The sequence below is a fragment of the Nocardia vaccinii NBRC 15922 genome (genome assembly GCF_001613305.1).
Taxonomy (GTDB): domain Bacteria; phylum Actinomycetota; class Actinomycetes; order Mycobacteriales; family Mycobacteriaceae; genus Nocardia; species Nocardia vaccinii.
In genome coordinates, this window is sequence record NZ_BDCC01000019.1 from 60,405 (window position 1) to 82,643 (window position 22,239).

The window sequence follows — 22,239 nt, forward strand, 5'->3', positions numbered from 1 at the left end:
CACCACGTGTGGGACGTGAGCCAGAAGCATCGACGACCGAGGAGGCCCGCTGTGCGGATCGGCATCCTGTTGAACGAACCGACCGGACCCGACGGCCTGCGCGGACTGACCGACGAGCTGCGGCGCGCCGCGGACGAGGGCTTCAACGCCGCCTGGATGTCGCATATCTTCGGTGTGGACGCGCTCACCGCGCTGGCCGTGGCCGGCAGCCAGGTGCCCGGAATCGATATCGGAACCGGTGTCGTGCCGAGCTATCCGCGTCACCCGGGTGCGCTGGCCCAGCAGGCGCGAACCACCGCGCTCGCGGTCGGTCCGGGACGTCTCACGCTCGGCGTCGGTCTGTCCCACAAGATCGTGATCGAGAATATGTTCGGGTACAGCTTCGAACGCCCGGCCCGGCACATGCGCGAGTTCCTGTCGGTGTTGACGCCGCTGCTCGAGCACGAGCCGGTGTCGTTCACCGGCGAGACGGTCCGGGCCAACCTGGCGCTGTCGGTGCCGGACGAGGGACGCGTCCCGGTGCTGCTGGCCGCGATGGGCCCGGCGATGCTGAAGCTCGCGGGCCGGGCCACCGACGGCACCGTGCTCTGGATGACCGGCCCGGCGACCATCCGCGATCACGTCGCCCCGGCGATCACCGCCGCCGCGGCCGAGGCGGGACGCCCCGCACCGCGCGTGGTGTGCCCGCTGCCGGTCTGCGTCACCGATGACGTGGACGCCGCCCGCGAGCAGGCAGCCAAGGTCTTCGCCGTCTACGGTTCACTGCCCTCGTACCGGGCGATGATGGATCGCGAGGGCGCCGAGGGGCCGGCGGATCTGGCCATCATCGGCTCGGAAGACCATGTCGCCGAACGTATTCGGGCCATCTTCGACGCGGGCGCCACGGAATTCGTGGGCGCGGTCTTCGTCGGCGGCCAGGATGCGGTCCGCACCCGGACCCTGCTGGCCGGGCTGGCGGATTGATCCATGCCCGGGTCACGGCGCGCTCGGATCGACGACGTGCACGAGCTGGCACTGGCCATGCCGCACGTCACGGTCGAATACGGCTCGCTGGCGAATCCGGTCTATCAGGTCGGGCGCAAGTCGTTCATCTTCTTCCGGACTCCGCGCCCGGACGCGGTCGATCCGGAAACCGGTGAGCGCTATCCGGACGTGATCGTGATCTGGGTTCCGTCCGAGTCCGACAAGCTGGCGTTGATCCAGGATCCGGACTCGCCCTGGTTCAGCACCCCGCATTTCGACGGGCATACCTCCGTCCTGGTACGCGCATCCCGGATCGGCGAGCTCCGCCTGGACGAGTTGCGCGAGGTCGTGCAGGATGCCTGGCTGTCCCGGGCTTCCGCGGCGCGCGGCAACCGCTGGCTGGCCGAAAACCGGCTCTGAACCGGGCGAAAGAGCGATCGGTTGACCTCCACCCGGGTTGAGGTTGCAGGCTGGACACATGACACAGCCCGCAGAGTTCTGGAACACCGTCTACGACAACGACACCGCCCCCTGGGTGATCGGGGAGCCGCAGCCGCAGGTGCTGGCCCTGGAACGGGAGGGCTGGATCCGGGGCCGCGTGCTGGACCCCGGATGCGGCGCGGGTGAACACACCATCGCGCTGACCGCGCTCGGTTACGACGTACTCGGTGTGGATCTCTCGCCCAGCGCGGTCGCCTACGCGCGCGCCAATGCCGAGCACAAGGGTGTGCCCGGTGCGCGATTCGAACTCGCCGACATGGTCGCGATCGGCGGTGATCCCGGCCTCGCGGCCGGCCTCGGCGTCTTCGACACGATTCTGGACAGTGCGCTGTTCCACGTCTTCCGCGAGGACCCGCAGGCTCGGGCCGCCTACGTGCACGCCCTGCACGCGCTGTGCGCTCCGGGCGGCCGGGTACTCCTGCTGGCGCTCTCTGCTGCCGAGCCCGGATTCGGCCCCCGCATCAGTGACAGCATGATCCGCGAATCATTCGGTGCGGGATGGGAATTGGAGGATCTGCGGCCCGCGCGTTATCGCGGCAGGATCACCAGCGCCCTGCCGCCCGAAGCCGTCGAGGGGGTGCGTGCCGATCCGGACGGAAATGTCGAGACCGCCGCCTGGGCCGCGCGGATAGCGCGGCGCTGACCACGCGGCCGCCGGATGCTCCGTCGGGTCAACGGCTCCGCGGACGTCTCGGGAACAGGGCGCGTCCCGCCTCGTGCGCGACCTCGAGCACCACTCGGGCGAGCCGATCGAAACCCATCGCGTCGGCCGGGCCCGTCAGGGAGAGTGCCGCCGGTGCCGCACCGCGCACGCGCACGGGTGCTGCGACACAGGCGATTCCGGACACCGCTTCCTCATGGTCGATCGCCACGCCCTGGCGAAGCCGGATGCGGTCGAGTTCGCGACGCAATGCGTCGGGCTCGCAGACCGTGCGCGCGGTCAGGCGCGCCGGACGGGTCCGGACAACGGATTCGGCGATGGGCGGCTCCAGCGTCGCGAGCATCGCCTTGCCCAGAGCCGTTGCGTGCGCCGGCATCCGGCCGCCGAGGCGGGTCGGCAGTGCGGCGGCGAACCGGCCGCCGACCTTGTCCAGGTAGACCACCTCGCGGCCGTCCAGCACGGCCAGATGGCCGACCAGACCGGTGCGTTGGACCAGTTCGTGCAGCAGCGGGCCGACCGTATCGCGGGTCTCGTTGTGATCGGCGGCTAGTCCGCCCAATTCCAGAGTGCGCATACCCAGCCGGTAGCCGCCCGACGTGTGCGCGAGCCAGCGTAGCCGGATCATCTGGTCCAGGATCCGATGCACGGTCGATCGGGGAAGTCCGGTTCGCTCGACGATTTCCAGCAGGGTCAGAGCCGGAGTCGTGGCGTCGAACGCGTCGAGGATCAGCGTCATCCGCTCGATCATCGACACCGGGGTCGGCCGGGCCGCGCCGTTCGCGGGGTGCTGCTCGGATTCGGTCGCGTGGCCGCGGGCGGGTACGGCGCCATCGTCGACGGGCGGCGCGCTGGCGGTCATATGTTCCTCCGTTGGCTCATATGCGGTCTCGAAGGCCGTGGACTGGGCATCCTCGGGTCGCATATTCGTATTACCAGTCACAGTGGACCCTCGCCGCCGGATGGCGAATCGGTGGAACTACGTATCTTCCACCGATTCGTCCCGGTCACCGGGGCTACGTATTGACCGGTGCCCCTGCTCGTAGCCGATGGTCTCGGGGGATGCCCGGGTGGGATGTATCAGCCGGTCAGTACCCTGGTCGACATGACAGCTAGCACTGCGACCGGTCTCGACGATGTCCGCACGGCGGTGCGCGACGCGGCTCGCCGGGCCCGGGTGGCCTCGCGCGCGCTCGCCCGGCTGACCACCGCCGAGAAGAACGACGCACTGCAGGCATGTGCCGACGCCCTGCTCGCCGCCGCGGAGCCGGTGCTCGCGGCCAATGCCGAGGATATCGAGGCCGCCCGCGCGGACGGTACCGCCGATTCGTTGCTGGACCGGCTGCGCCTGATCCCGGCCCGGGTCGACGGAATCGCCGCGGGCCTTCGTCAGGTCGCGGGGCTGCCGGATCCGGTCGGTGTGGTGATCCGAGGCTCGACCCTGCCCAACGGTCTGGAGATCCGCCAGGTGCGGGTGCCGCTCGGCGTGGTCGGCATGGTCTACGAAGCCCGGCCGAACGTCACGGTCGACGCCTTCGGGCTGGCGCTGAAATCCGGTAACGCCGCCTTGTTGCGCGGCTCCTCCTCGGCGGCGCGCTCGAACGCCGCACTGGTCGAAGTGTTGCGCGATGCGCTTGTCGCACAGGGACTTCCGGCCGACGCGGTGCAGTTGCTGCCCAGCCACGACCGCTCCAGCGTCACCCATCTGATCCAGGCGCGCGGTCTGGTCGACGTGGTGATCCCGCGCGGTGGCGCCGGGCTGATCGAGGCCGTCGTCCGGGACGCGCAGGTGCCCACCATCGAGACCGGCACCGGCAACTGCCACGTCTACGTGCACTCCGCCGCGGATCTGGATATGGCCGAGTCGATCCTGCTCAATGCCAAGACCCGTCGGCCGAGCGTATGCAATACCGCCGAGACGGTGTTGATCGATCGGGCCGTCGCGGAAATCGCGGCGCCTCGGCTGATCGGCGCGCTCGAGAATGCCGGCGTCACCGTGCACGGTGATCTGCCGGGGCTGGTGCCCGCCACCGAGGAGGACTGGGCGCAGGAGTATCTGTCCCTGGATATCGCGCTGCGGGTCGTCGACGATCTGGACGCGGCCGTCGAGCACATCAACCGGTGGGGTACGGGCCACACCGAGGCCATCGTCACCGCGGATCTGCGCGCCGCGCGCGAATTCACCGAACGGGTGGACGCGGCCGCGGTGATGGTCAACGCGTCCACCGCGTTCACCGACGGCGAGCAGTTCGGCTTCGGTGCGGAGATCGGCATCTCCACCCAGAAGTTGCACGCCCGAGGCCCGATGGGCCTGCCCGAACTCACCTCCACCAAGTGGATCGTGTGGGGCGACGGCCAGACCAGGGCGTGACGAATACCGCGTCTCGGCAGACAACTTACTGAGAAGTAATGTTACTGACCGGTAATTTGTGTTTGTACGGTATACAGTCGAAGGGCGGCCGGTAGGGCCGATGGGCGTGGCAGCCCACGTCGCAAGGATGGAGTCCAACAGTGCAGACCCCGGTGCACGAACCGATCTTCGCGTCGGTCGAGGATGTGATCTCCCGACTCGCCACGACCGGCTATCTGTCGGACAAGGCGACCGCGACCTCGGTGTTCCTGGCCGACCGTCTCGGCAAACCACTGCTCATCGAGGGTCCGGCCGGTGTCGGCAAGACCGAGCTGTCCCGGGCGGTCGCCCAGGTCGCGGGCGCGGAACTGGTGCGGCTGCAGTGCTACGAGGGCATCGACGAGGCGCGGGCGCTGTACGAGTGGAATCACGCCAAGCAGATCCTGCGGATCCAGGCCGGTGCCGCCGGCGCGGAGTCGGGTACGGCCGAGAACGGTTGGGCGGAAACGAAATCCGACGTCTTCAGCGAGGAATTCCTGCTCTCGCGCCCACTGTTGACCGCGATCCGGCGCAGTGACCCCACCGTGCTGCTGATCGACGAGGCGGACAAGGCCGACGTCGAGATCGAGGGCCTGATGCTCGAGGTGCTCAGCGATTTCGCGGTCACCGTGCCGGAGCTGGGCACCATCACCGCCACCCGCACCCCGTTCGTGGTGTTGACCTCCAATGCCACCCGCGAGCTGTCCGAGGCGCTCAAACGCCGCTGCCTCTACCTGCACATCGATTTCCCGGACGAGGAACTCGAACGCCGGATCCTGGCCAGCCGGGTGCCCGAGCTGAAGCCCGCGGTCGCCGCGCAGCTGGTGCGGATCGTGCACGTGCTGCGCGGGATGCAGCTCAAGAAGCTGCCCTCGGTGGCGGAGTCGATCGACTGGGGTCGCACACTGCTGGCCCTGGGCCTGAAGGATCTGGACGACAGGTCCGTGCGCGCCACCCTCGGTGTGGTGCTCAAACATCACAGCGATCACCAGCGCGCGCTGGCCGAGCTGAAGCTGGCCTGATGTTCGGCGGCGGATCCCGGGCGTCCGGGGCGGCGCGGCCACCGGCCGACCTCCCGGACGCCGCGCCGCACGGGCTGTCCGGACATCTGGTCGGTTTCGTGGAGGCGTTGCGCGCCAGGGGAATTCCGGTCGGGCCCTCGGAGACGGTGGATGCCGGACAGGTCATCGCGGTGCTGGATCTGATGGACCGCGAGATGGTGCGCGAGGGGCTGGCCTGCGCGCTGCTGCGACGCCCCGCGCAGCGTGCCACCTTCGACGGCCTGTTCGACCTGTGGTTCCCGGCCGCGCTGGGCGAGCGCACCGGTGCGGACGAAGTGGAGATTCCGCGTCGGCCCGACGGTGAGGTCGACATCCTCGAACTCCGAAAGATGTTGGCCGAGTTGCTCGTCGCGGATCCTTCGGCCGAGCGGGCCCAGCAGTTGCAGCAGCTCGCCGCGCAGATGGTCGAGCAGATGGGGCAGTATCGGTCGGCCAACGGCCCGTCGTTCTCCGCCTACCAGACGCTCAAGGACGTACAGCCCGAACTGCTGGTGAGCAAGTTGCTCGCGGGATTGGCCGCGGGAGTGGACGATTCGGATTTCGGCTCGGAGATCGCGCGGCGCGCGGCGCGGGAACGGGTAAGAGAGTTCCGCGGCACCGTCGAGGCGGAGACCCGGCGCCGGGTGGCCGAGCGGATCGGTCGCGAACGAGTCGCCACCTACGGCGTGCAGCGCCAGGCCGAGGACGCGGATTTCCTGCGCATCTCCGAGAACGAACTGGCCGAACTGCGGCGCAGCAGCCAGCGGCTGGCCCGGGTGCTGGCCTCCCGGCTGGCCGCCCGCCGGCGTCGCGCCCGGCGCGGGGAGATCGACCTGCGCAAAACCCTGCGCCGGTCGATGTCCACCGGCGGAGTGCCGATCGATCTCGTCTCCCGCAAACCGCGTCCCGGCCGCCCGGATCTGGTTCTGCTGTGCGATATCTCGGGCTCGGTGGCGGGATTCTCCAGTTTCACCATGCTGCTGGTGAACGCGTTGCGAGAGCAGTTCTCCCGGGTGCGGATCTTCGCGTTCGTGGATCGCGCCGACGAGGTGACGCACCTGTTCGACCAGGTGACGCCGCTGGATCAGGTGACCCGGCGGATCTTCACCGAGACGAAGGTGGTGGGTTTCGAAGGGCATTCCGATTACGGCGCGGCCCTGGACGGATTTGCCGAGCAGTGGCCGGACGCGGTCACCAGCCGCACTTCGCTGCTGATCCTCGGCGACGCGCGCACCAACTATCGCGATCCCGCCCTGGACACCCTTCGCCGCCTCGCCGATACCGCCAAACATGCGTACTGGCTCAATCCCGAGGCGGAAAAAGTCTGGGGCACCGGTGATTCCGCGGCTCGCCGGTACGCGGAGATCGTCGAGATGTACGAATGCCGGTCGGCCCGGCAGCTGACCGCCGTCGTCGGGGGACTGCTGCCGATCTGAGCGGTGGGTGATCATTAGGTTTTCTTAAGCGCACCCCATGAGGGAATCGCGATCATCCACGTATGGATTCGGCGGAGATCAGGCACGCACTCGCCCGTGCCCGCACGGGGCTCGAGGGCCGTGATCGCACCCGGCGCCTGGAAGACCTCTCCGCTGCCGCGCGCGCCGGCGCCGATCGGGCCGCGGAGGCGGAGGTGCTGCTGGACCTGATTCAGGCGTATACGTATGCGGGAGAACGAGATCTGGCGCCGATCGCCATCGTCCGGCTGTTGCGGATCTTCGACGAGCATCCCGACGCCACCGCGGAGCTGTCGCGATCGGTGCACTGGTACATGAAATGGATGACCAGCGACCTGATCGACAATCCGGCCGTGCCGCTGGGAACCGTCCGCCGCTGGTTCGACGAGCTCGAAAATCGCTATCGCACAGCGGGTTACAGTGTTCGCCCGGTGTTGAAACTGCGATCGATCCTGGCCCGTGATCTCGGCGAGTACGGGGAGGCCGCGCGGCTGCGCGCTCTCGCGCTGGACGCGCCACGCGACGAGATGACCGATTGCGAAGCATGCGAATCGCATTGGGCCGGAATGTTATCGGTGTGCATCGGACAGGACGCCGATGCGCTGCGCCGGTGGGCTCCGGTGCTGGACGGCAGGCGACGGTGCGCGCACGAGCCGCACCGCGTTCGCGCCGACGCGCTGCTGCCGCTGGTGCGCACCGCGGCCTTCGATGCGGCCCGCGCCGCGCATCTGACTGGATATCCACTGGTCAGAGGTGTCCTCGGGCTGTGTCACGCGGTGGCGCGGCACATCGAATTCTGTGCCCTGACCGGTAACGAGTCTCGCGGCCTGGACATCCTGCGCGAGCACGCCGACTGGCTGACCGACAGCGGCACGGATGCGAATCTGCGGCTGGAATTCCTCACCGGCGTCTGCGTACTGCTGCGGCGGTTGGTGGAACTCGGACACGGTGACGTGCGCGTCGGCGAGAGCGCGGCCGAGGTATCACTGGCGACGCTCACCGCGGAGGTCGACGGGCTGTGTGCCCGGTTCGACGCCCGCAACGGCACCGATTCGATCGGTGCGGTCGTTCGCGCACGACTGCACCGGGCGCCGCTCGTGGATCACCTGCCCCTCGGCGTTCGCGCCGTGGCTGATCTGCGGCTTCCGGTCCGCCCCGCCGCTCCCGCGACAGAACCCGGGCAGCGACCCGAGACCGAGCGGTTGGCCGAATGGGCCATCGCCCGCTTGGCCGTGGACCCCGCCGGGGCCGAGCGGCGCCTGCGCCGGGCACTCGAGGCCGGCGCGTCGACACTGCCCGGCGAGCAACTGGCCCGGTTGAGTTCGCTGCTGGTGACGGCGATCTCGGGACAGCGCGGTCGCGAATCCACCCTGGCCGACGCGGCGCTCGTCGCGGCCTGGCGGTGGGAGCCGCTCTCGGCGGCCGACGCATTGCATCACACCCTGGTCGCGGCGCGGGCCTATCACCGCGCCGACCGTCACGGCGAGGCCGCCGCGCTGTTCGAGCAGCCGCTGGCACTGGAGTCCGGTTCCTCTGGACAATCCTTGCCCGACAACGCGATTCCCTACCCGCCAGCCGAGATCGCGCTGATTCGAAGGCAATTCGGTGAATCGCTCAACGCACTGAACCGATACCGCGACGCCGCGGCGCAATTCGCCGAGGCCGCCCGGCTGATCGAGAACGATCCGCGGCAGCGCGAGCTGATCGCGGACCTGGTCCACGCCGAGGCCGCGGCCCTGTCGGTGTGCGGCCGCGACGCCGATGCGCTGGTCGCATACCTGCGTGCCGCGAATCTCTTCGCGGATCTGGACCGCATCGGTCCGCGGGCCCGCAGTCTGCGTTCGGCGGCGTGGCTGCAGTTCTGGGGCGGCGAATCGGTCGCGGCCGCCCCGCGCGTCGGACTGGCCACCATGCGGACTCTGCTGGAAGATTTGGAGCGGCTCGCACGGACTGCGGCCTCCCCGGAGGTGCGCGGCGAACTCCTGCAGACCCGCCGACAACTCGACACGATGCGAGAGGAGGCGAGCGCGGTATGACCCACAGGGTGCCCCTGTCGGCTCTGGTCCTGGTGGTCCTCGCGGTGGTCGCCGCATGTCTGTGGGCCGGATCCCGATCGGCCTCCTGCACCGCCGCCGAAACCGGCCGCCACCACCGCACGTCCGTGGTCCGGGTGGAACGCTGTGCCGCGGCGGGATTCAAGACGCTGGTCCACCGCTGAGCGCCGAGATGCGCTCGCTGAACGCCCGCGACGGGCGGCGGTGACTCGCCCGGGAGACGCCGCCCAGTAAGCTCGGCAGTCGTGCAGGAAACAGGTCGGCGCAAACTGGGCGTGATGGGCGGAACCTTCGATCCCGTTCACCACGGACACCTGGTCGCCGCCAGCGAGGTCGCGCATCGTTTCGAGCTCGACGAGGTGATCTTCGTCCCCACCGGCGAGCCGTGGCAGAAGTCCGGTAAACAGGTCAGCCCGGCCGAGGATCGCTATCTCATGACGGTCATCGCCACGGCGTCCAATCCGCGATTCTCGGTCAGCCGCGCGGACATCGACCGCGGCAAGGTCACCTATACCGTCGACACCCTGCGTGACCTGAAACAACAGTATCCCGGCGCGGAGCTGTACTTCATCACCGGTGCGGACGCACTGGCCAGCATCCTCACATGGCAGGATTGGGCGGAACTGTTCGAACTGGCGAAGTTCGTCGGGGTGAGCCGTCCGGGGTACGACCTGAACACCGACCATCTGGAGAAGCATCTGCGGGACAGCCCGCCCGATGCGGTGACCGTGATCGAGATCCCGGCGCTGGCGATCTCCTCGAGTGAGTGCCGTCGCCGGGCTGCCGAGGGCAGGCCGGTGTGGTATCTCGTGCCGGACGGGGTCGTGCAGTACATATCGAAGCGGCATCTGTACGTGCCGGTAGGGAACGGGAAGGTGGGCCGGGCGTAATGACAGCATCCGCCGAAGCGGTGCAGATGGCACAGGTGGCCGCGCGCGCCGCCGACGAGAAGCTGGCCACCGATGTGGTCGTGCTCGACGTGTCCGAGCAGTTGGTGATCACGGACTGCTTCGTCATCGCGTCCGCGCCCAACGAGCGGCAGGTCAACGCGATCGTCGACGCCGTCGAGGAGCAGTTGCGCCTGGCCGGGCACAAGCCGGTGCGCCGGGAGGGCACCCGGGAGGGCCGCTGGGTGCTGCTCGACTACGTCGAGGTGGTGGTGCACATCCAGCACAGCGACGAGCGCGAATTCTATGGGCTGGAACGGCTTTGGAAGGATTGCCCGCAGGTGCCGGTCGAGGGGATCGGCAAGGCCGGGACGGCGGACGGATCGCCCGAGTGACGGACGGATCCGCGACGGCGTGGCCGAGCACACGCCGTCCGGTGGTCGGCTGGGCGTCGGAGACGGATACGGATACAGATGACTAAGCACGTCGGCGTTCGCCGGTTGATTTTGCTGCGGCACGGCCAGACCGAATGGAATGCTGCCGACCGTATGCAGGGCCAGTACGACACCGATCTGAGCGAACTCGGCCGTCGGCAGGCCAAGGATGCGGCCCGCGAGCTGATGGGTGTCGAGCCGATCGCGCTGATCTCCTCGGATCTGCGTCGCGCGTACGACACCGCGACCGCTCTGGCCGATCACAGCGATCTGGGCGTGATGCCCGATCAGCGGCTGCGCGAAACCGGCCTGGGCGAGTGGGAGGGCCTGACTCATATCGACGTGGACGCACGTTATCCCGGCGCGCGCCAGCAGTGGCGGCTGGATGCGTCGTTCACCCCGCCCGGCGGTGAGAGCAAGCTCGAGGTGGGTGCGCGGGCGCTGCCGGTGGTGCGCGAATTGTTCGACGCGCGCGCCGACTGGCCCGGCCGTACCATCATCCTCGTCGCGCACGGCGGGTTGATCGCGGCTCTGACCGCCGCGCTGCTCGAACTGCCTGCGGCGAACTGGCCCGTCCTGGGTGGACTGGCGAATACCAGCTGGGTGCAGCTCAGCAGTCACGGTCCGAGCATCGAGCGCCCCGGGTGGCGGCTGGATGTATGGAACGCGGCGGCGAAGGTAGCACCTGATGTCCTCTGAGAAACCCACCCCGAACGACCGGGACGATACCCGGCAGGTGTCGGACGAATTGTTGCGCAAGGCGTCCGAGGGGCCGGTCCGGCATCTGCCGGACGCGCTGTTCGGCGGGCCCGCGCCCGCTCGGCCCGGCGACGAGCCGGCCGGCACGCGCGCGACGGGCGCCGAGCGCGACGGGGCCGTCTCCGACGAGTTGTTGCGCAAGGCGTCCGAGGGGCCCGTGCGTCATCTGCCGGATCTGCTGTTCGGCGGGCCCGTGCCGGAACCGGCTGCGCAGGAGGGGAACTCGGGTGCGGGCGAGGGCGGACAGTCCGGGCCGGGAGCTGTCCCGGGGGACTCCGTGGGAGATACGGGACCGCCCGGGGTCTCGGTGCGCTCCGAATCCACTGTGGTCGCCGACGATTCCGGCGATCCGGTGCCGCATGCCGAGTCCGCGATCGCGGATGGTCCCGTTGCCGCGAATTCCGCTGCCGATCAGGAAGTTTCGAGCGGCGGATCGTCCGATGCCGGGGCCGCGACGATGGACCGGGCAGCTGCATCGTCGGATGCGGAAGGTGTCGATTCCGCATCGGCTGTATCGACGAATATCGTTGTTGCCGAGGGAAACTCGGCTATCGTAGCGGAATCGTCCGAGGCCGGTTCCGCGGCCTCGGGCGAGGTTGTCCAGCTCGAACCGCCCGTTGCGGAGTCGGAAGCCGTTTCGGGCGAGCATGGTTCGGCCGCCGGGGTCGAGGTCACGGCCGACGACGCTGTTCCGGCCGGCGCCGAGGACCGCTCTGTGGCGGGCGACGGTATGGGGGGATCCGGTCGGCCGGTTCTGCTCGTGATCGCCGATTCGCTGGCGTACTTCGGGCCCAAGGGCGGCCTGCCTGCCGACGATCCGCGTATCTGGCCCAATCTGGTTGCGTCGGAACTGGATTGGGATGTGGAGCTGATCGGGCGGATCGGCTGGACCTGCCGCGACGCCTACTGGGCGCTGATCGGTGACCCGCGGGTCTGGGCCGCGGTGCCGCGGGCCGGTGCGGTGGTGTTCGCGACCGGCGGGATGGACTCGCTGCCCTCGCCGCTGCCGACCGCGTTGCGTGAGTTGATCCGCTACGTCCGGCCGCCGTCGGTGCGGCGGCGGGTGCGCGACGGCTACAACTGGTTGCAGCCGCGGTTGTCGAAACTGGGGCGGCCGGTTGCGCTCCCGCCGCATGTGAGCATCGACTACCTCGAGCAGTCCCGTATCTCGTTGGCGCAGTTGCGTCCCGAGTTGCCGATGGTCGGTGTGCTGCCGTCGGTGCACGACTGCGAGGCGTACGGCCGGGTGCACACCGGTCGCGAGCCGGCGGTGCGGGCGTTGCGCGAATGGTCCGCGAAAACCGCTGTGCCGCTGGTTGATCTGGGTGAGGCCGTGCGTGACAACGTCTTCCACGGCGAATCGAACCCGGATGGCATCCACTGGGGCTGGGAGGGGCATACCGCGGTCGCGCGGGCGATGGTGAAGGTGATCTCGGAGGTGAGTTGCTGACGATGGGAAGGCCTCGGGGCGAATGTCCGTCGTGGTGGTGACCGACTCCTCCGCGAGCCTGCCCGCCGATCTTGTGGCGGACCTCGGCATTCTCGTGGTGCCGCTGCATGTGCTGGTGGACGATCGCGAAATTCGCGAAGGCGTGGACGAATGCGCCATCGATTACGCCTCGGCGACGGTGAGCACCTCGGCCGCCTCCCCGGGTGAGCTGCGCACTGTCTACGAGCGCGCGCTGGAACTCAGTGATGGCGACGGCGTTGTGGCCGTACATATTTCCCGTCAGCTCTCGGCGACCTGGGAGGCCGGGCGGCAGGCCATCCGCGATATGGACGCCGCCGACCGGGTTCGCCTGGTGGATTCGCTCGGCGCCGGACTCGGCACGGGCCTGCCGGTCCTGGCCGCGGCGCGGCGCGCCCGGGCCGGCGCGGGGCTCGACATCGTCTACGACGCGGCTGTCGCCTCGGCGGGGCGGAGCCGGGCGTTCATCATGGTCAACCGCACCGAGCAGTTGCGCCGCGGCGGACGGCTCAGCAGTGCCGCCGCGTTCTTCGGCACCGAACTGGTGACCAAACCCCTGTTGCAGATGGTCGAGGGCCGCCTCGAATTGCGCGAGAAGGCACGTACCAGGTCCAAGGCCTACGCGAAACTCGTCGCCGCGGCGGTGGATGCGGCCGGCGAGGCAGGTGCGGCGATCGCCGTTCAACACCTCGCCGCCCCCGACGCCGCTCTCACCCTCGCCACCCAGCTCACCGAGCTGATACCCGATATCCGCGAGTTGATCACCGCGGAATTCGGCCCGACCCTCGGGGTGCACCTCGGCTCGGGCGCGGTCGGTGTACTGGTGGTCCCCGGCGGCTGCGGCTGACCTTCCGGGCGTGCCCGAAGTCTGCGACGGGCCGTGGCCCCGGCCGTCTTCCTGCCCGAATATCGCTGTCGCAGAATCTGGTTCGCTCTCGCGGTCGCAGTACCCCTGCCCGGCTCGGATCTGCTGGGGTCCGGGTGGTCGCAGGCGGCGGAATGGTTCTCGGCATCAGCACAGGGGGACCGACATGCGCGGGTCCGGTCGGGTGTGTTCTCCACAGCGGATGGGTTGTCCACAGGGGAGATATAGCCGCAGGTCGGCACGGCTGGGAGCCGGGATCTCGGTCCTACGGTGGCTGATATGGCGCGCGATGACGAGCGGATGCGGGTTCGAGAGCGGTTGGGGGCGCTCGATGGGCAGGCCCCCGGCCGATCGGCGATGCGCGGGGGACGGTGGGACGCCGAGCAGGTCGAGTTCGAGGAGTCCGAAACCGGCCGCGAAACGTCCGGGGGATGGGACGACGAGGCGTCGGGAGCGCCGAATACCCCGGACTGGTTGAGCGAGCCGGTGGGCAGCGTTTCGCTGTGGCACGAGCGGTTGGTGCCCGGGCGGTTCCGTGGGGTCCGGCTGCATCCGGGACGGCGCGGGGTGCTGGTTCTCGCGGTCGTGGGTGTTGTCGCGGTGCTGCTGGCGGTCGTGGTCACACAGCGGGAAAGTCCTGTCGCGCAGCCGGTTCCACCTCTGCCGGTGGTGCAGACCTCGGCGGTGGCGGCTGTGCCCGTCGCATCCGGCGCATCGGCCGAACCAACCACGCCCGCGCCCGCACCGAGCCGACCGGCTGAATTGGTGGTCAGTGTCGTCGGGCTGGTCGAGCATGTCGGTCTGCTGCACCTTCCGGCGGGCTCCCGGGTCGCCGATGCCGTGGCGATCGCGGTGGCCAGGCAAGGCGCCGACCTGGCGCGCCTGAATCTCGCCCAACGACTGGCCGACGGCGATCAGATCATCGTCGGCGCGCTGGACCCGCAGGAAGGCGTACCCCAGCTCGGCAGCGCGGTGATATCCGGCAGTGAGCGCGCCAATGCCGCTTCCGGCACCGCCTCGGCCGCCGCGGCCAAGGTGAATCTCAATACAGCCACCGAATCCGAACTGGATGAACTCCCCGGCGTGGGTCCCGCGACGGCCCGCAGCATCATCGCCTGGCGCACCGAACACGGCCCCTTCACCACCGTCGACCAACTCGCCGAAATCCCCGGCCTGGGCCAATCCCGCCTCAACCGCCTTCGCGACCTGGTGACGCTTTAACGGTCCTACCGCCTGAAGGCGGGAGATTTCCAGCTCGGACCGCAACCGATTCCACCACCGGAGCAGGTGAATCCGCTTGTCTTACACCCTCAACACCGGCGTGGCCCCGTTCTGCCGTATGCGAGAGATCGAAGGCAGGATCGGTGGTGGTCGCCGTGGTGGTCACACCCCAGTCGATTCGGATACCGCCCTGGCCGCGTGGACGGTCCGCGATTTTCCGGCGCACGACGAAGGAGGCATGCCAGTGCCCGAGACTGTCCCGGCTGAGGTGGACCGATGTCGGCTCGGACGGCAATTCTCGCGGCCAGACGAGCGAAATCGTGATGCCCTTGGGCAGTATCAATCGGCCCGCACGGATCGAGGGCCCTCGCCTCGGATATTCCTGCGACGGCACGGAAGTTCTGCGGCACTTGACCTTCGGGCGACCACGCCCCTTCACGGTGAAGGACTCGTCCGGCAACCGCGCGTAATCAGCCAGCGTTTGTTGTTGGGGCGACTGGAGAACCTTCGCGCAGCCACGGCATCGTCGCTCGCGCTCGGGTCAGCGGCTTCGCGAGGCGCGCGAACGTCGGTTTCTGCCCGGATTCATGCTGGTGGACCGCTTCGCTCCACAGCCATCGGCAGCGCCCCCACCCGGCCGGCAGCGCTTTCAAGAATCTGTCATGCGGTACAAGCGGCGCGTCCGCCCATTTCCCGCTGCGGCAAACGGCGGAGTATCCAAGGCGGACGCCCGATGAATCCGCCCAGGGCGTGCAGCCAGGCATACGGGCCGGATGTGGTTGTGCTCGCCGCCCCGGTCGCGGATCAGGATGCGCCCCTCATGCTGCCGATCGGCATCGTCGCGCATCCGCGCATGTGGGATGTTCCCGAGGAACGCGTCGTCGAATTGGAATCAGGGCGCTTCGTTTCCCCAACGAGGCTGATCACCGGCGTGAACGGGGACCTCGAATGAGGGGGCGTGGGGTGGGGGAGCGGGCGGACGGGGACGCGGTGCTGCTGCCGCAGGTGCTGGATGCGCGGCTGGTTCCGGCGGCTGTGTTGTGTTGGGGGACAACGATTGTGACTGTGCTGGCGGGGTGGCGGACAGGGCTGCTGGTGGTGGGGGTGCTGGTCGGGGTGGCGATCGTGGCGGGGGTGTGTGCGGTTCGGGCTCACGGGGACGGGTTGCGGATGGCTGCCGCGGTGCTGTTGGCCGCTGTGGTCGCGGGTGCGGGGTTCGGGACCGCCGCGGCGTGGCGGGAGTATCGGGTTGCGACGCATCCGTTGCGCACTGCGGCGGTGGGCACCTCTCTCACGGTCACAGTCGTGCCGACCGACGATCCGAAACCGTTGCCCGCCAGATCTTTCGGCGGTCGGCAGTGGATGGTCGAGGCGGATTTGCGGGAGTACCGGTACGGAAGGGCGCCGGTGCGCGCGGGTGGTTCGGTCATCGTCCTTGCCGCGCGGACCGGGTGGCCAGGACTGTTGCCGGGGCAGGCGGTGCGTTTCCGGGCGCGCCTGGATCGGCCGTGGCGGCGAGATCTGACAGTGGCGGTGCTGCGGGCGCAGGGGCCTCCGGTCACCGTCGAGCGCCCGCCGTGGTGGCAGCGCGCGGCCGGATCGGTCCGCGCGCACTTCGCCGCGGCGGCCTCGCGCGCCCTGCCGAGTACAGAGGCCGGACTACTGCCGGGGCTGGTCGATGGCGATGTGTCCCGCCTGCCCGATCACGTGCGCGAGGATTTCCAGCACACCGAACTCTCACATCTGGTGGCCGTCTCGGGTACGAACGTAACGATCGTGCTTGCCGCGGTGCTGATTTCGGTGCGTCTGCTGACCATCGATCCACGTGTGGGCGCGGTGCTGGCGGCGCTGGCTCTCGTCGGTTTCGTCGTTCTGGCACGTCCCTCTCCGACGGTGCTGCGCGCGGCGGTGATGGGTGCTGTGGCCCTGCTCGCGGTGCTGCTCGGCCGGCGCAAGCAGGCTCTGCCCGCGTTGTGCGGTGCGACGATCGGGTTGATCGGGTGGTCCCCGCAGTTGGCCTTGGATATCGGATTCGCGCTGTCGGTACTCGCGACGGTCGGGCTGATCGTTCTGGCGCCGCGATGGTCGCACTGGCTCGAGGAACGTGGCTGGCGGCGCGGTCCTGCCGAGGCGGTGGGTGTCGCCACCGCCGCCTTCCTGCTGACCGTACCGCTGATCGTCGCGCTCACCGGACATGTCGGACTGCTCGCCATCGTGGCCAATCTGCTGGTCGAGCCGGTTATCGCCCCGATCACGGTGGTCGGCGCGATCGGCGCGGTGCTGTCCTGTACGTGGCTGCCCGCCGGTGTGCTGGTGTTGCGGCTGACCGGACCGCCGCTGTGGTGGTTGCTGTTCGTCGCCGAACGCGGTGCGTCACTGGGTATTTCGGTCTCGCTACCGGACGGGCCGCGCGGCGGTTTCGCCACCGCGATACTCGTCGCAGGTCTCCTGGTCCTGCTCCACCGCGTCACCCGCCCGGCGGATCCCTCGTGCCTCGGTCCGCCGGAAGGAGAATCGCGGGGGGCCGGGCAACTCGGTGACACTCGCCGCGAGACCGCCGTCATCACCGGCCGAGTCCGTCAGTGTGATCGGCCGCACGATCTCGTTGGGCATCCCGGTCGTCGGGGCAACCGGTTGCGGAGGTGATCCGTTGCGGCGGCGAGGTGCGGCGCTGTCGGGGGCCCACCGTAGGATGCGGGACGTGACCGATCGTCCTGCCTCTGTCCAGCTCGTGCTCGGTGAGGAAGAGTTGCTCATCGAGCGCGCGGTCGCCTCGATCGTCTCCGGTGTGCGCGCGGTCGCCCCGGACCCCGAAGCGCTAGCGGTGGATCGGTTGCGGGCCGGCGATGCGAGCACCGCCGAGCTGGCCGAGTTGCTGAGTCCGTCGCTGTTCGCCGAGGACAGGGTGATCGTTCTGGAATCCGCGGCCGAGGCGGGTAAGGACGCGGTCGCGGTGATCACCGATGCCGCGGCCGAACCGCCGGAGGGCGTGATCCTGGTCGTCCTGCATTCCGGTGGCGGGCGCGCCAAGGCGCTGGCCCCGGCGCTGCAGAAGGCGGGTGCGGTCACGCACAACTGCGCCAAGGTCGGTAAGGCGGGTGAACGGGTCGAGTTCGTGCGCAACGAGTTCCGTTCCGCGGGGCTGCGGGTTCAGGCCGAGGTGGTACAGGCCATCCTGGAGGCGGTCGGGTCGGATCTACGTGAACTCGCCGCGGCCTGCTCTCAGCTGGCGGCCGATACCGGCGGCAAGGTCGATATCGCCGCTGTGCGCCGCTACTATTCGGGCCGGGCGGAGGTGACGGGATTCGATGTCGCGGATCTGGCCGTCTCGGGGGATCGTCCCGCCGCGATGGAGGCGCTGCGCTGGGCAACCGATCGCGGCGTGCCCGCGGTCCTGCTCGCCGACGCCCTCGCCGATTCGGTGCACACCATCGCTCGCGTCGGCTCGGCGGGTCGCGGCGACCCGTTCAAACTCGCCTCCCAGCTCGGCATGCCGCCCTGGAAAGTGAAGAAGGCTCAGGGCCAGGCTCGCGGCTGGACGGCCGCGACAATCGGTTCGGCCCTGCAAATCGTCGCGACCCTCAACGCGGACGTCAAGGGTGGCGCGGCGGATACGGATTACGCCCTCGAACACGCGCTGTCCACCATCCTGGACCTGCACGGCGCGGCCTGAGCCGCGGTCGCCGTGCCCGCCTCGGCCGCAAGGGTGCGCGCACGACAAAAGCCGCCGTGGTCGTCTGCTCACGCAGACCCTCTGCCACGGCGGCCGTGAAGCGTATGCGGTAGGTGCTACCGCGACGAATCAGCCGAGCTTGTTGTAGGCCAGCGCCAGCGCCGACTTCTTGTTGGCGGCCTGGTTGGCGTGGATGACGCCCTTGGAGGCGGCCTTGTCGAGGCTGCGGCTCGCGGTGACCAGCAGATCCTTGGCCTGGTCCTTCTCACCGGCCGCGGCGGCCTCGCGGAACTTGCGGATGGAGGTGCGCAGCGCGGACTTCACCGACTGGTTGCGCAGACGCGCCGCCTCGTTGGTGCGGATCCGCTTCATCTGGGACTTGATGTTGGCCACGCGTAGTTCCTCTGATTCCTGTCGTCTGTGTGGTGTGTTCTGTACTACCGGGAAGTCTCTGGGCGCACTACACCGAAATCATGATGACCGGGTAGCGCCGCACCGACGATCGAGAGTACCAGCCAGGTGGACTCCGAGTGAAATCACCCTGGTCACTGCCACTGGTACTCCTGGCACAGGCGATGCGCCACGACATCGAAGGTACGGCGCGGCAGGATCGCCCCCTCGCGCCGGATGCCCTCCTCGGGGACGTCGAGCACCCGATCCAGCCGCACCCAACTCGTCCGGCCCTGATAATCCCAAGGGCCCGAACCGATCTCGACCCAGTGATGGTCACGCGAACGTTCCGGATTCGAGGAGAGCATCAACCCCAGCAGCGTGGTCCCCGCCCGGCCGACGACCAGCACCGGGCGATCCTTGCCCTCGTTCGGATTCTCTTCGAAAGGCACCCAGGTCCACACGATCTCACCGGGATCGGCCCGTCCGTCCAGACGCGGGCAGTAGACCACTTGGCGGGCCCGCTCGCGCGTCGGCACCGGAACCGACGCAGCCGGTCGCACCGCCACCCCGGCCGGGCGGCGCTTGCCCACCGCTCGATCCCAGATCGCCGCGCGCTGCATCCGATCGACCAGTTTGGGAGCCTGCTGTCGGACGATCCGAGGCCCCTGTTCCCGGGCGAGGGTTCCCAGCTGCCTGCCTAGTGAGCTCCACGTACCGGCCATAGTCCGCGAGCATAACGGCGGAATCCGTCGTTCTCATCCCAGCCTGGTAGTACGAAGTCAGCGCAGCAGCTTGCCCACCGGTCGCAGCGCTCGCGCCCAGTGGCCGGGATCGGACGGCGGGCGCGTCCCCGGCGGGTTCAACGAGTTCGCGCCGGTGCGAGCGGAGCCGGTCAGCCACTGGTCGGTGTTCTGCGCCGCGTTGATGACGTGCCGTGCCCTGCGGAAGTTCTCCGGATTCGTGGGATCCGCGACGAGGGCGTCGACCACGCCCTCGATCTGCTGCGACTCGGTGGTGGCGATCCAGTTCATCATGCGCTGTGCCTGTGTGGCATCCATTCCGTCGAGCCGAGTCAGCGACTGGACGAGCTCGTAATTCTCGGCGCTCGTGTCGGGATCGCCGGGATTGTCCTTCTTCAGCGCCGGAATTCGATGATGGCCGTTGGACCACTGTTGCAGGGCCTTGATCTTGGCCTCGGTCGGGGCGAGCATGTAGTCCTCGACGTACTGCCGCTCCACTCCGTTCGCCCGGCCCTCGTCCAGCTGGACGTTTCCGAACTTCCTGATGCGGTCCCGGTATTCGAGCATGGCCTGCTGCATTGCGGCGATGTTGCCCGCCGCCTTACCGGCTGTTGCTCCCCGCGTCCCCTGAACGAGTGCGTCCGCCGAGTTCATGGTGCGCTGAGTCGCCGCCACCAGCAGGCCGAGATTCTTGTCCTTGAAGGTATTCGAATCGGAGATCAAACCCGCCTGCACCCACGCCGAGATGACATTGTCGACCATATCCCGGTCCTCGAGCCCGGCCATTTCCATCGGGCCGTACGACGTGTACGCGTTCACGCCGCGGTGACGCAGTGCCGCGAGCGCGTAACCTGCGCCGCGGTAGCTGCGCACGCCGCCGTTCGCCTGTGCGGCCGCGCGTGCCCTGTGCATGTATTCGCGCCGATCGATGTACTGCTGCGACTGGGCCTGGAGGTACCACGGAGTGTTCTTGTACGTCCAGTCCTTCACCTGTGCCCGTTTCTCCATCCGCGCATAGGGATTCAGCGGGTTGCGGGTCTTACCCATCGCCCAGGCGGTCACCGGTGAGGTGGCCACCCAGTTCAGTGCGCTCAGATTCAGCAGCATCCGATTGGCCGCGAGTGTGTGCGCCGAGGGAGGGGGCGTCCCACTCCCACCCCCACCGCCGCCCGATCCGGCGCTCCCGCGCCCGGATGAGATCGCCGCGGTCAGATGCCCGGTCACCCAACCGTTGCCGCGAGTCACCGCCGCGGTCAACCGGCCGAACTGGAAGATGAAGATGACCTCCACGACCGCCCCGATCACGAACACCGTCATGACCTGACCGTTCGCCTCGGTGAACAGATCACCGATGAACAGCACGTACACCCCCAGCGCGATGACCTGGACCATCATCCGTGCGGCGGCGATGAATCCGTCCACGACGTTGTGAATCGTGAATATCTGCGTCGGCCCGTATACATAGCCGCCCGCCGCGAATCCGAATATCGTCAGGAAACCGTGATAGATGGCGTCGAATGCGGACCAGATGATTCTGATCGCCAGATAGGCGGCCCACAGCAGCATGATGGTGCCGGAGATCAGTAGTACCAGCCCAGAGCCGATCTGGCCCATGGTCGGATTCGACGAGGCGGAATAGGCCGTGGTGTCACCGCAGATCTTCATTCCGTTCTTGATCGCGCTCTCGCTGCCGGAGATCATGCCCGCCGAGTAGTAATTCTGGCAGGTCGAGGACAGCGTATGCCCGAAATTCCACACCTCGGCGGGTTTGCGCGCGAAATTGTCGGCCATATCCGCTTCGATCGTCGCGACCAGCTGTGTCGGATCCGGACTGCTGTCCCCGTTCAGCCCGGCGGCCACCGAGATCCCCACATTTCGCCCCTGGGCCAGTAATCCGTCGGAATCCAGTACGTCCGCGAGCGGATTCGCCAGGAACAGCGGGCTCAGCATGGCGATGACGATCATGGTCACCACCTGCACGGTCGCCTTGCTGTAGAAGCCGCGGACCACGAAATACGCCACGAAGAACGCGCCGATCGTCGTCGCGGTCACCAGCATCAGCGGTGTCGCGAGCTGTCCGGTCAGGCTGTCGGCCACTCCGTGCAGCGCTTCAGCGACCAGATTCAACCACTGGAAGCTCAATGCGAAGCCGATCAACCAGATCGCGGTGATCACGATAACCAACCAACCGATGAATTCCAGTCCGATAATCACCGACAGAATGGTGTTTCCAGGGTGGAAGAGGCTGCCGTGATCGGTCACGAACAAATAGTTGGACAGCGGCGCACCCGACGAATCCTTGATCGACATCCAGCTCAACGCGCTGATGACCGACGAGGTGACACCGGTGGTCCGATCGGAACCGGCCGCGACGCCGGTCTGCGCCCGCGCCGCCGCCCCGACGATGCCGGGCACCAGGAAGAACACGGTCAGTGCGGCGGTGATCCCGGTCGTCCAGCGGCGTCGCCGGGTCGTACCGACCCACGTCCGCACTCGCTTCCACACCGTGCGGGGATGCCAGCGCCGAGCATCCCAGAACAGCATCTCGCGTTCCCATATCGCACGGGAGCCGACATTCGTGGAAATGTCGAGGCGCGGTGCCGTGGCGCGTTTATCCAGTAAATCCATCGACGAGAATTTCATTGCTGGCTCGAGGATATCTTTCGGGTCTATGATCGCGATTTTCCTACCCGACGAACATTACATTCCGCTGCGTTCGCCGAATCCGCACTGCAGGTGC

At 68.4% G+C, this 22,239-nt stretch carries 21 protein-coding genes; 17 read left to right on the forward strand and 4 right to left on the reverse strand.

All coding sequences use genetic code 11. From position 1 onward, the window contains the following. Positions 1-51: 51 nt before the first annotated feature. The 3 genes from NV1_RS14255 to NV1_RS14265 are packed head-to-tail and all read left to right on the forward strand — an operon-like array spanning position 52 to position 2,107. Positions 52-963 (forward strand): LLM class F420-dependent oxidoreductase, encoded by a 912-nt coding sequence (locus tag NV1_RS14255; protein WP_067890855.1) that lies wholly within the window; start codon positions 52-54, stop codon positions 961-963. A 3-nt stretch (positions 964-966) separates the two neighbouring features. Next, entirely contained in the window at positions 967-1,383 is a 417-nt protein-coding gene (locus NV1_RS14260) for an MmcQ/YjbR family DNA-binding protein (RefSeq protein ID WP_067890857.1), read from the forward strand. Between the two features lie 58 nt (positions 1,384-1,441). Continuing rightward, entirely contained in the window at positions 1,442-2,107 is a 666-nt protein-coding gene (locus tag NV1_RS14265) for a class I SAM-dependent methyltransferase (protein ID WP_067890860.1), read from the forward strand. A 28-nt stretch (positions 2,108-2,135) separates the two neighbouring features. On the opposite strand, the gene NV1_RS14270 is transcribed toward NV1_RS14265, so the two are convergent. Then, positions 2,136-2,984, reverse strand: a complete 849-nt coding sequence (locus NV1_RS14270) for an IclR family transcriptional regulator (protein ID WP_084525414.1) — start codon at positions 2,982-2,984, stop codon at positions 2,136-2,138. A 243-nt stretch (positions 2,985-3,227) separates the two neighbouring features. Here NV1_RS14270 and NV1_RS14275 point away from each other — a divergent pair, with 243 nt between their 5' ends. From NV1_RS14275 to holA, 14 genes are all read left to right on the forward strand, one after another. Continuing rightward, on the forward strand, positions 3,228-4,493 hold the full coding sequence (locus NV1_RS14275) for a glutamate-5-semialdehyde dehydrogenase (RefSeq protein WP_067891847.1): 1,266 nt from the start codon (positions 3,228-3,230) through the stop codon (positions 4,491-4,493). A 140-nt stretch (positions 4,494-4,633) separates the two neighbouring features. Continuing rightward, positions 4,634-5,533, forward strand: a complete 900-nt coding sequence (locus NV1_RS14280; RefSeq protein ID WP_067890863.1) for an AAA family ATPase — start codon at positions 4,634-4,636, stop codon at positions 5,531-5,533. Further along, positions 5,533-6,987, forward strand: a complete 1,455-nt coding sequence (locus tag NV1_RS14285) for a vWA domain-containing protein (RefSeq protein WP_067890865.1) — start codon at positions 5,533-5,535, stop codon at positions 6,985-6,987. Before NV1_RS14280 ends, NV1_RS14285 begins: the two co-directional genes overlap by 1 nt. A 62-nt stretch (positions 6,988-7,049) precedes the next feature. Next, positions 7,050-9,041, forward strand: coding sequence for a hypothetical protein (locus NV1_RS14290; protein WP_067890868.1), 1,992 nt, complete (start codon positions 7,050-7,052; stop codon positions 9,039-9,041). Next, a complete protein-coding gene (locus tag NV1_RS14295; protein ID WP_067890871.1) occupies positions 9,038-9,223 on the forward strand; it encodes a hypothetical protein in 186 nt (61 codons plus the stop codon). Before NV1_RS14290 ends, NV1_RS14295 begins: the two co-directional genes overlap by 4 nt. A gap of 81 nt (positions 9,224-9,304) precedes the next feature. Beyond that, complete coding sequence (gene nadD / locus NV1_RS14300; protein ID WP_084525367.1) at positions 9,305-9,949, forward strand: nicotinate-nucleotide adenylyltransferase; 645 nt, start codon at positions 9,305-9,307, stop codon at positions 9,947-9,949. Then, positions 9,949-10,341 carry a ribosome silencing factor gene (gene rsfS / locus NV1_RS14305; protein ID WP_067890875.1) on the forward strand — a complete coding sequence of 131 codons (393 nt, stop codon included), beginning with the start codon at positions 9,949-9,951 and terminating at the stop codon, positions 10,339-10,341. The genes nadD and rsfS overlap by 1 nt, the downstream gene beginning before the upstream one ends. A 78-nt stretch (positions 10,342-10,419) precedes the next feature. Then, entirely contained in the window at positions 10,420-11,079 is a 660-nt protein-coding gene (locus tag NV1_RS14310; RefSeq protein WP_067890878.1) for a histidine phosphatase family protein, read from the forward strand. A gap of 790 nt (positions 11,080-11,869) precedes the next feature. Beyond that, a complete protein-coding gene (gene octT / locus NV1_RS46600) occupies positions 11,870-12,589 on the forward strand; it encodes a diglucosylglycerate octanoyltransferase (RefSeq protein ID WP_067891849.1) in 720 nt (239 codons plus the stop codon). 22 nt (positions 12,590-12,611) lie between these two features. Then, a complete protein-coding gene (locus NV1_RS14320; protein WP_067890881.1) occupies positions 12,612-13,454 on the forward strand; it encodes a DegV family protein in 843 nt (280 codons plus the stop codon). A 297-nt stretch (positions 13,455-13,751) separates the two neighbouring features. Beyond that, on the forward strand, positions 13,752-14,693 hold the full coding sequence (locus NV1_RS14325) for a ComEA family DNA-binding protein (protein WP_067890884.1): 942 nt from the start codon (positions 13,752-13,754) through the stop codon (positions 14,691-14,693). Positions 14,694-15,468: 775 nt separating this feature from the next. Continuing rightward, positions 15,469-15,645 carry a hypothetical protein gene (locus NV1_RS43475; RefSeq protein WP_157116903.1) on the forward strand — a complete coding sequence of 59 codons (177 nt, stop codon included), beginning with the start codon at positions 15,469-15,471 and terminating at the stop codon, positions 15,643-15,645. An 11-nt stretch (positions 15,646-15,656) separates the two neighbouring features. Next, the gene (locus NV1_RS14335) at positions 15,657-17,339 is read left to right on the forward strand and encodes a ComEC/Rec2 family competence protein (protein WP_067890891.1); all 1,683 of its coding nucleotides are present in this window, start codon (positions 15,657-15,659) and stop codon (positions 17,337-17,339) included. 55 nt (positions 17,340-17,394) lie between these two features. After that, positions 17,395-18,366 carry a DNA polymerase III subunit delta gene (gene holA, locus NV1_RS14340; protein WP_245713717.1) on the forward strand — a complete coding sequence of 324 codons (972 nt, stop codon included), beginning with the start codon at positions 17,395-17,397 and terminating at the stop codon, positions 18,364-18,366. A gap of 129 nt (positions 18,367-18,495) precedes the next feature. Here the strand turns inward: holA and rpsT are convergent, their stop codons facing one another. The 3 genes from rpsT to NV1_RS14355 all read right to left on the reverse strand — a co-directional run bounded on the left by rpsT (position 18,496) and on the right by NV1_RS14355 (position 22,127). Then, the gene (gene rpsT, locus NV1_RS14345; protein WP_067890898.1) at positions 18,496-18,759 is read right to left on the reverse strand and encodes a 30S ribosomal protein S20; all 264 of its coding nucleotides are present in this window, start codon (positions 18,757-18,759) and stop codon (positions 18,496-18,498) included. 152 nt (positions 18,760-18,911) lie between these two features. Then, positions 18,912-19,481 (reverse strand): type II toxin-antitoxin system PemK/MazF family toxin, encoded by a 570-nt coding sequence (locus tag NV1_RS14350; RefSeq protein ID WP_067890900.1) that lies wholly within the window; start codon positions 19,479-19,481, stop codon positions 18,912-18,914. Positions 19,482-19,538: 57 nt separating this feature from the next. Further along, positions 19,539-22,127, reverse strand: a complete 2,589-nt coding sequence (locus NV1_RS14355) for a hypothetical protein (protein ID WP_157116905.1) — start codon at positions 22,125-22,127, stop codon at positions 19,539-19,541. Positions 22,128-22,239: the final 112 nt, after the last annotated feature.

Coding starts and splice junctions, on each gene's coding strand:
- octT (WP_067891849.1), top strand. CDS start 11,870: ATGGGGGGATCCGGTCGGCCGGTTCTGCTCGTGATCGCCGATTCGCTG.
- NV1_RS14265 (WP_067890860.1), top strand. CDS start 1,442: ATGACACAGCCCGCAGAGTTCTGGAACACCGTCTACGACAACGACACC.
- NV1_RS14320 (WP_067890881.1), top strand. CDS start 12,612: ATGTCCGTCGTGGTGGTGACCGACTCCTCCGCGAGCCTGCCCGCCGAT.
- NV1_RS14275 (WP_067891847.1), top strand. CDS start 3,228: ATGACAGCTAGCACTGCGACCGGTCTCGACGATGTCCGCACGGCGGTG.
- NV1_RS14290 (WP_067890868.1), top strand. CDS start 7,050: ATGGATTCGGCGGAGATCAGGCACGCACTCGCCCGTGCCCGCACGGGG.
- NV1_RS14355 (WP_157116905.1), bottom strand. CDS start 22,127: ATGGATTTACTGGATAAACGCGCCACGGCACCGCGCCTCGACATTTCC.
- NV1_RS14295 (WP_067890871.1), top strand. CDS start 9,038: ATGACCCACAGGGTGCCCCTGTCGGCTCTGGTCCTGGTGGTCCTCGCG.
- NV1_RS14350 (WP_067890900.1), bottom strand. CDS start 19,481: ATGGCCGGTACGTGGAGCTCACTAGGCAGGCAGCTGGGAACCCTCGCC.
- rsfS (WP_067890875.1), top strand. CDS start 9,949: ATGACAGCATCCGCCGAAGCGGTGCAGATGGCACAGGTGGCCGCGCGC.
- NV1_RS14285 (WP_067890865.1), top strand. CDS start 5,533: ATGTTCGGCGGCGGATCCCGGGCGTCCGGGGCGGCGCGGCCACCGGCC.
- NV1_RS14270 (WP_084525414.1), bottom strand. CDS start 2,984: ATGACCGCCAGCGCGCCGCCCGTCGACGATGGCGCCGTACCCGCCCGC.
- NV1_RS14260 (WP_067890857.1), top strand. CDS start 967: ATGCCCGGGTCACGGCGCGCTCGGATCGACGACGTGCACGAGCTGGCA.
- NV1_RS14310 (WP_067890878.1), top strand. CDS start 10,420: ATGACTAAGCACGTCGGCGTTCGCCGGTTGATTTTGCTGCGGCACGGC.
- NV1_RS14325 (WP_067890884.1), top strand. CDS start 13,752: ATGGCGCGCGATGACGAGCGGATGCGGGTTCGAGAGCGGTTGGGGGCG.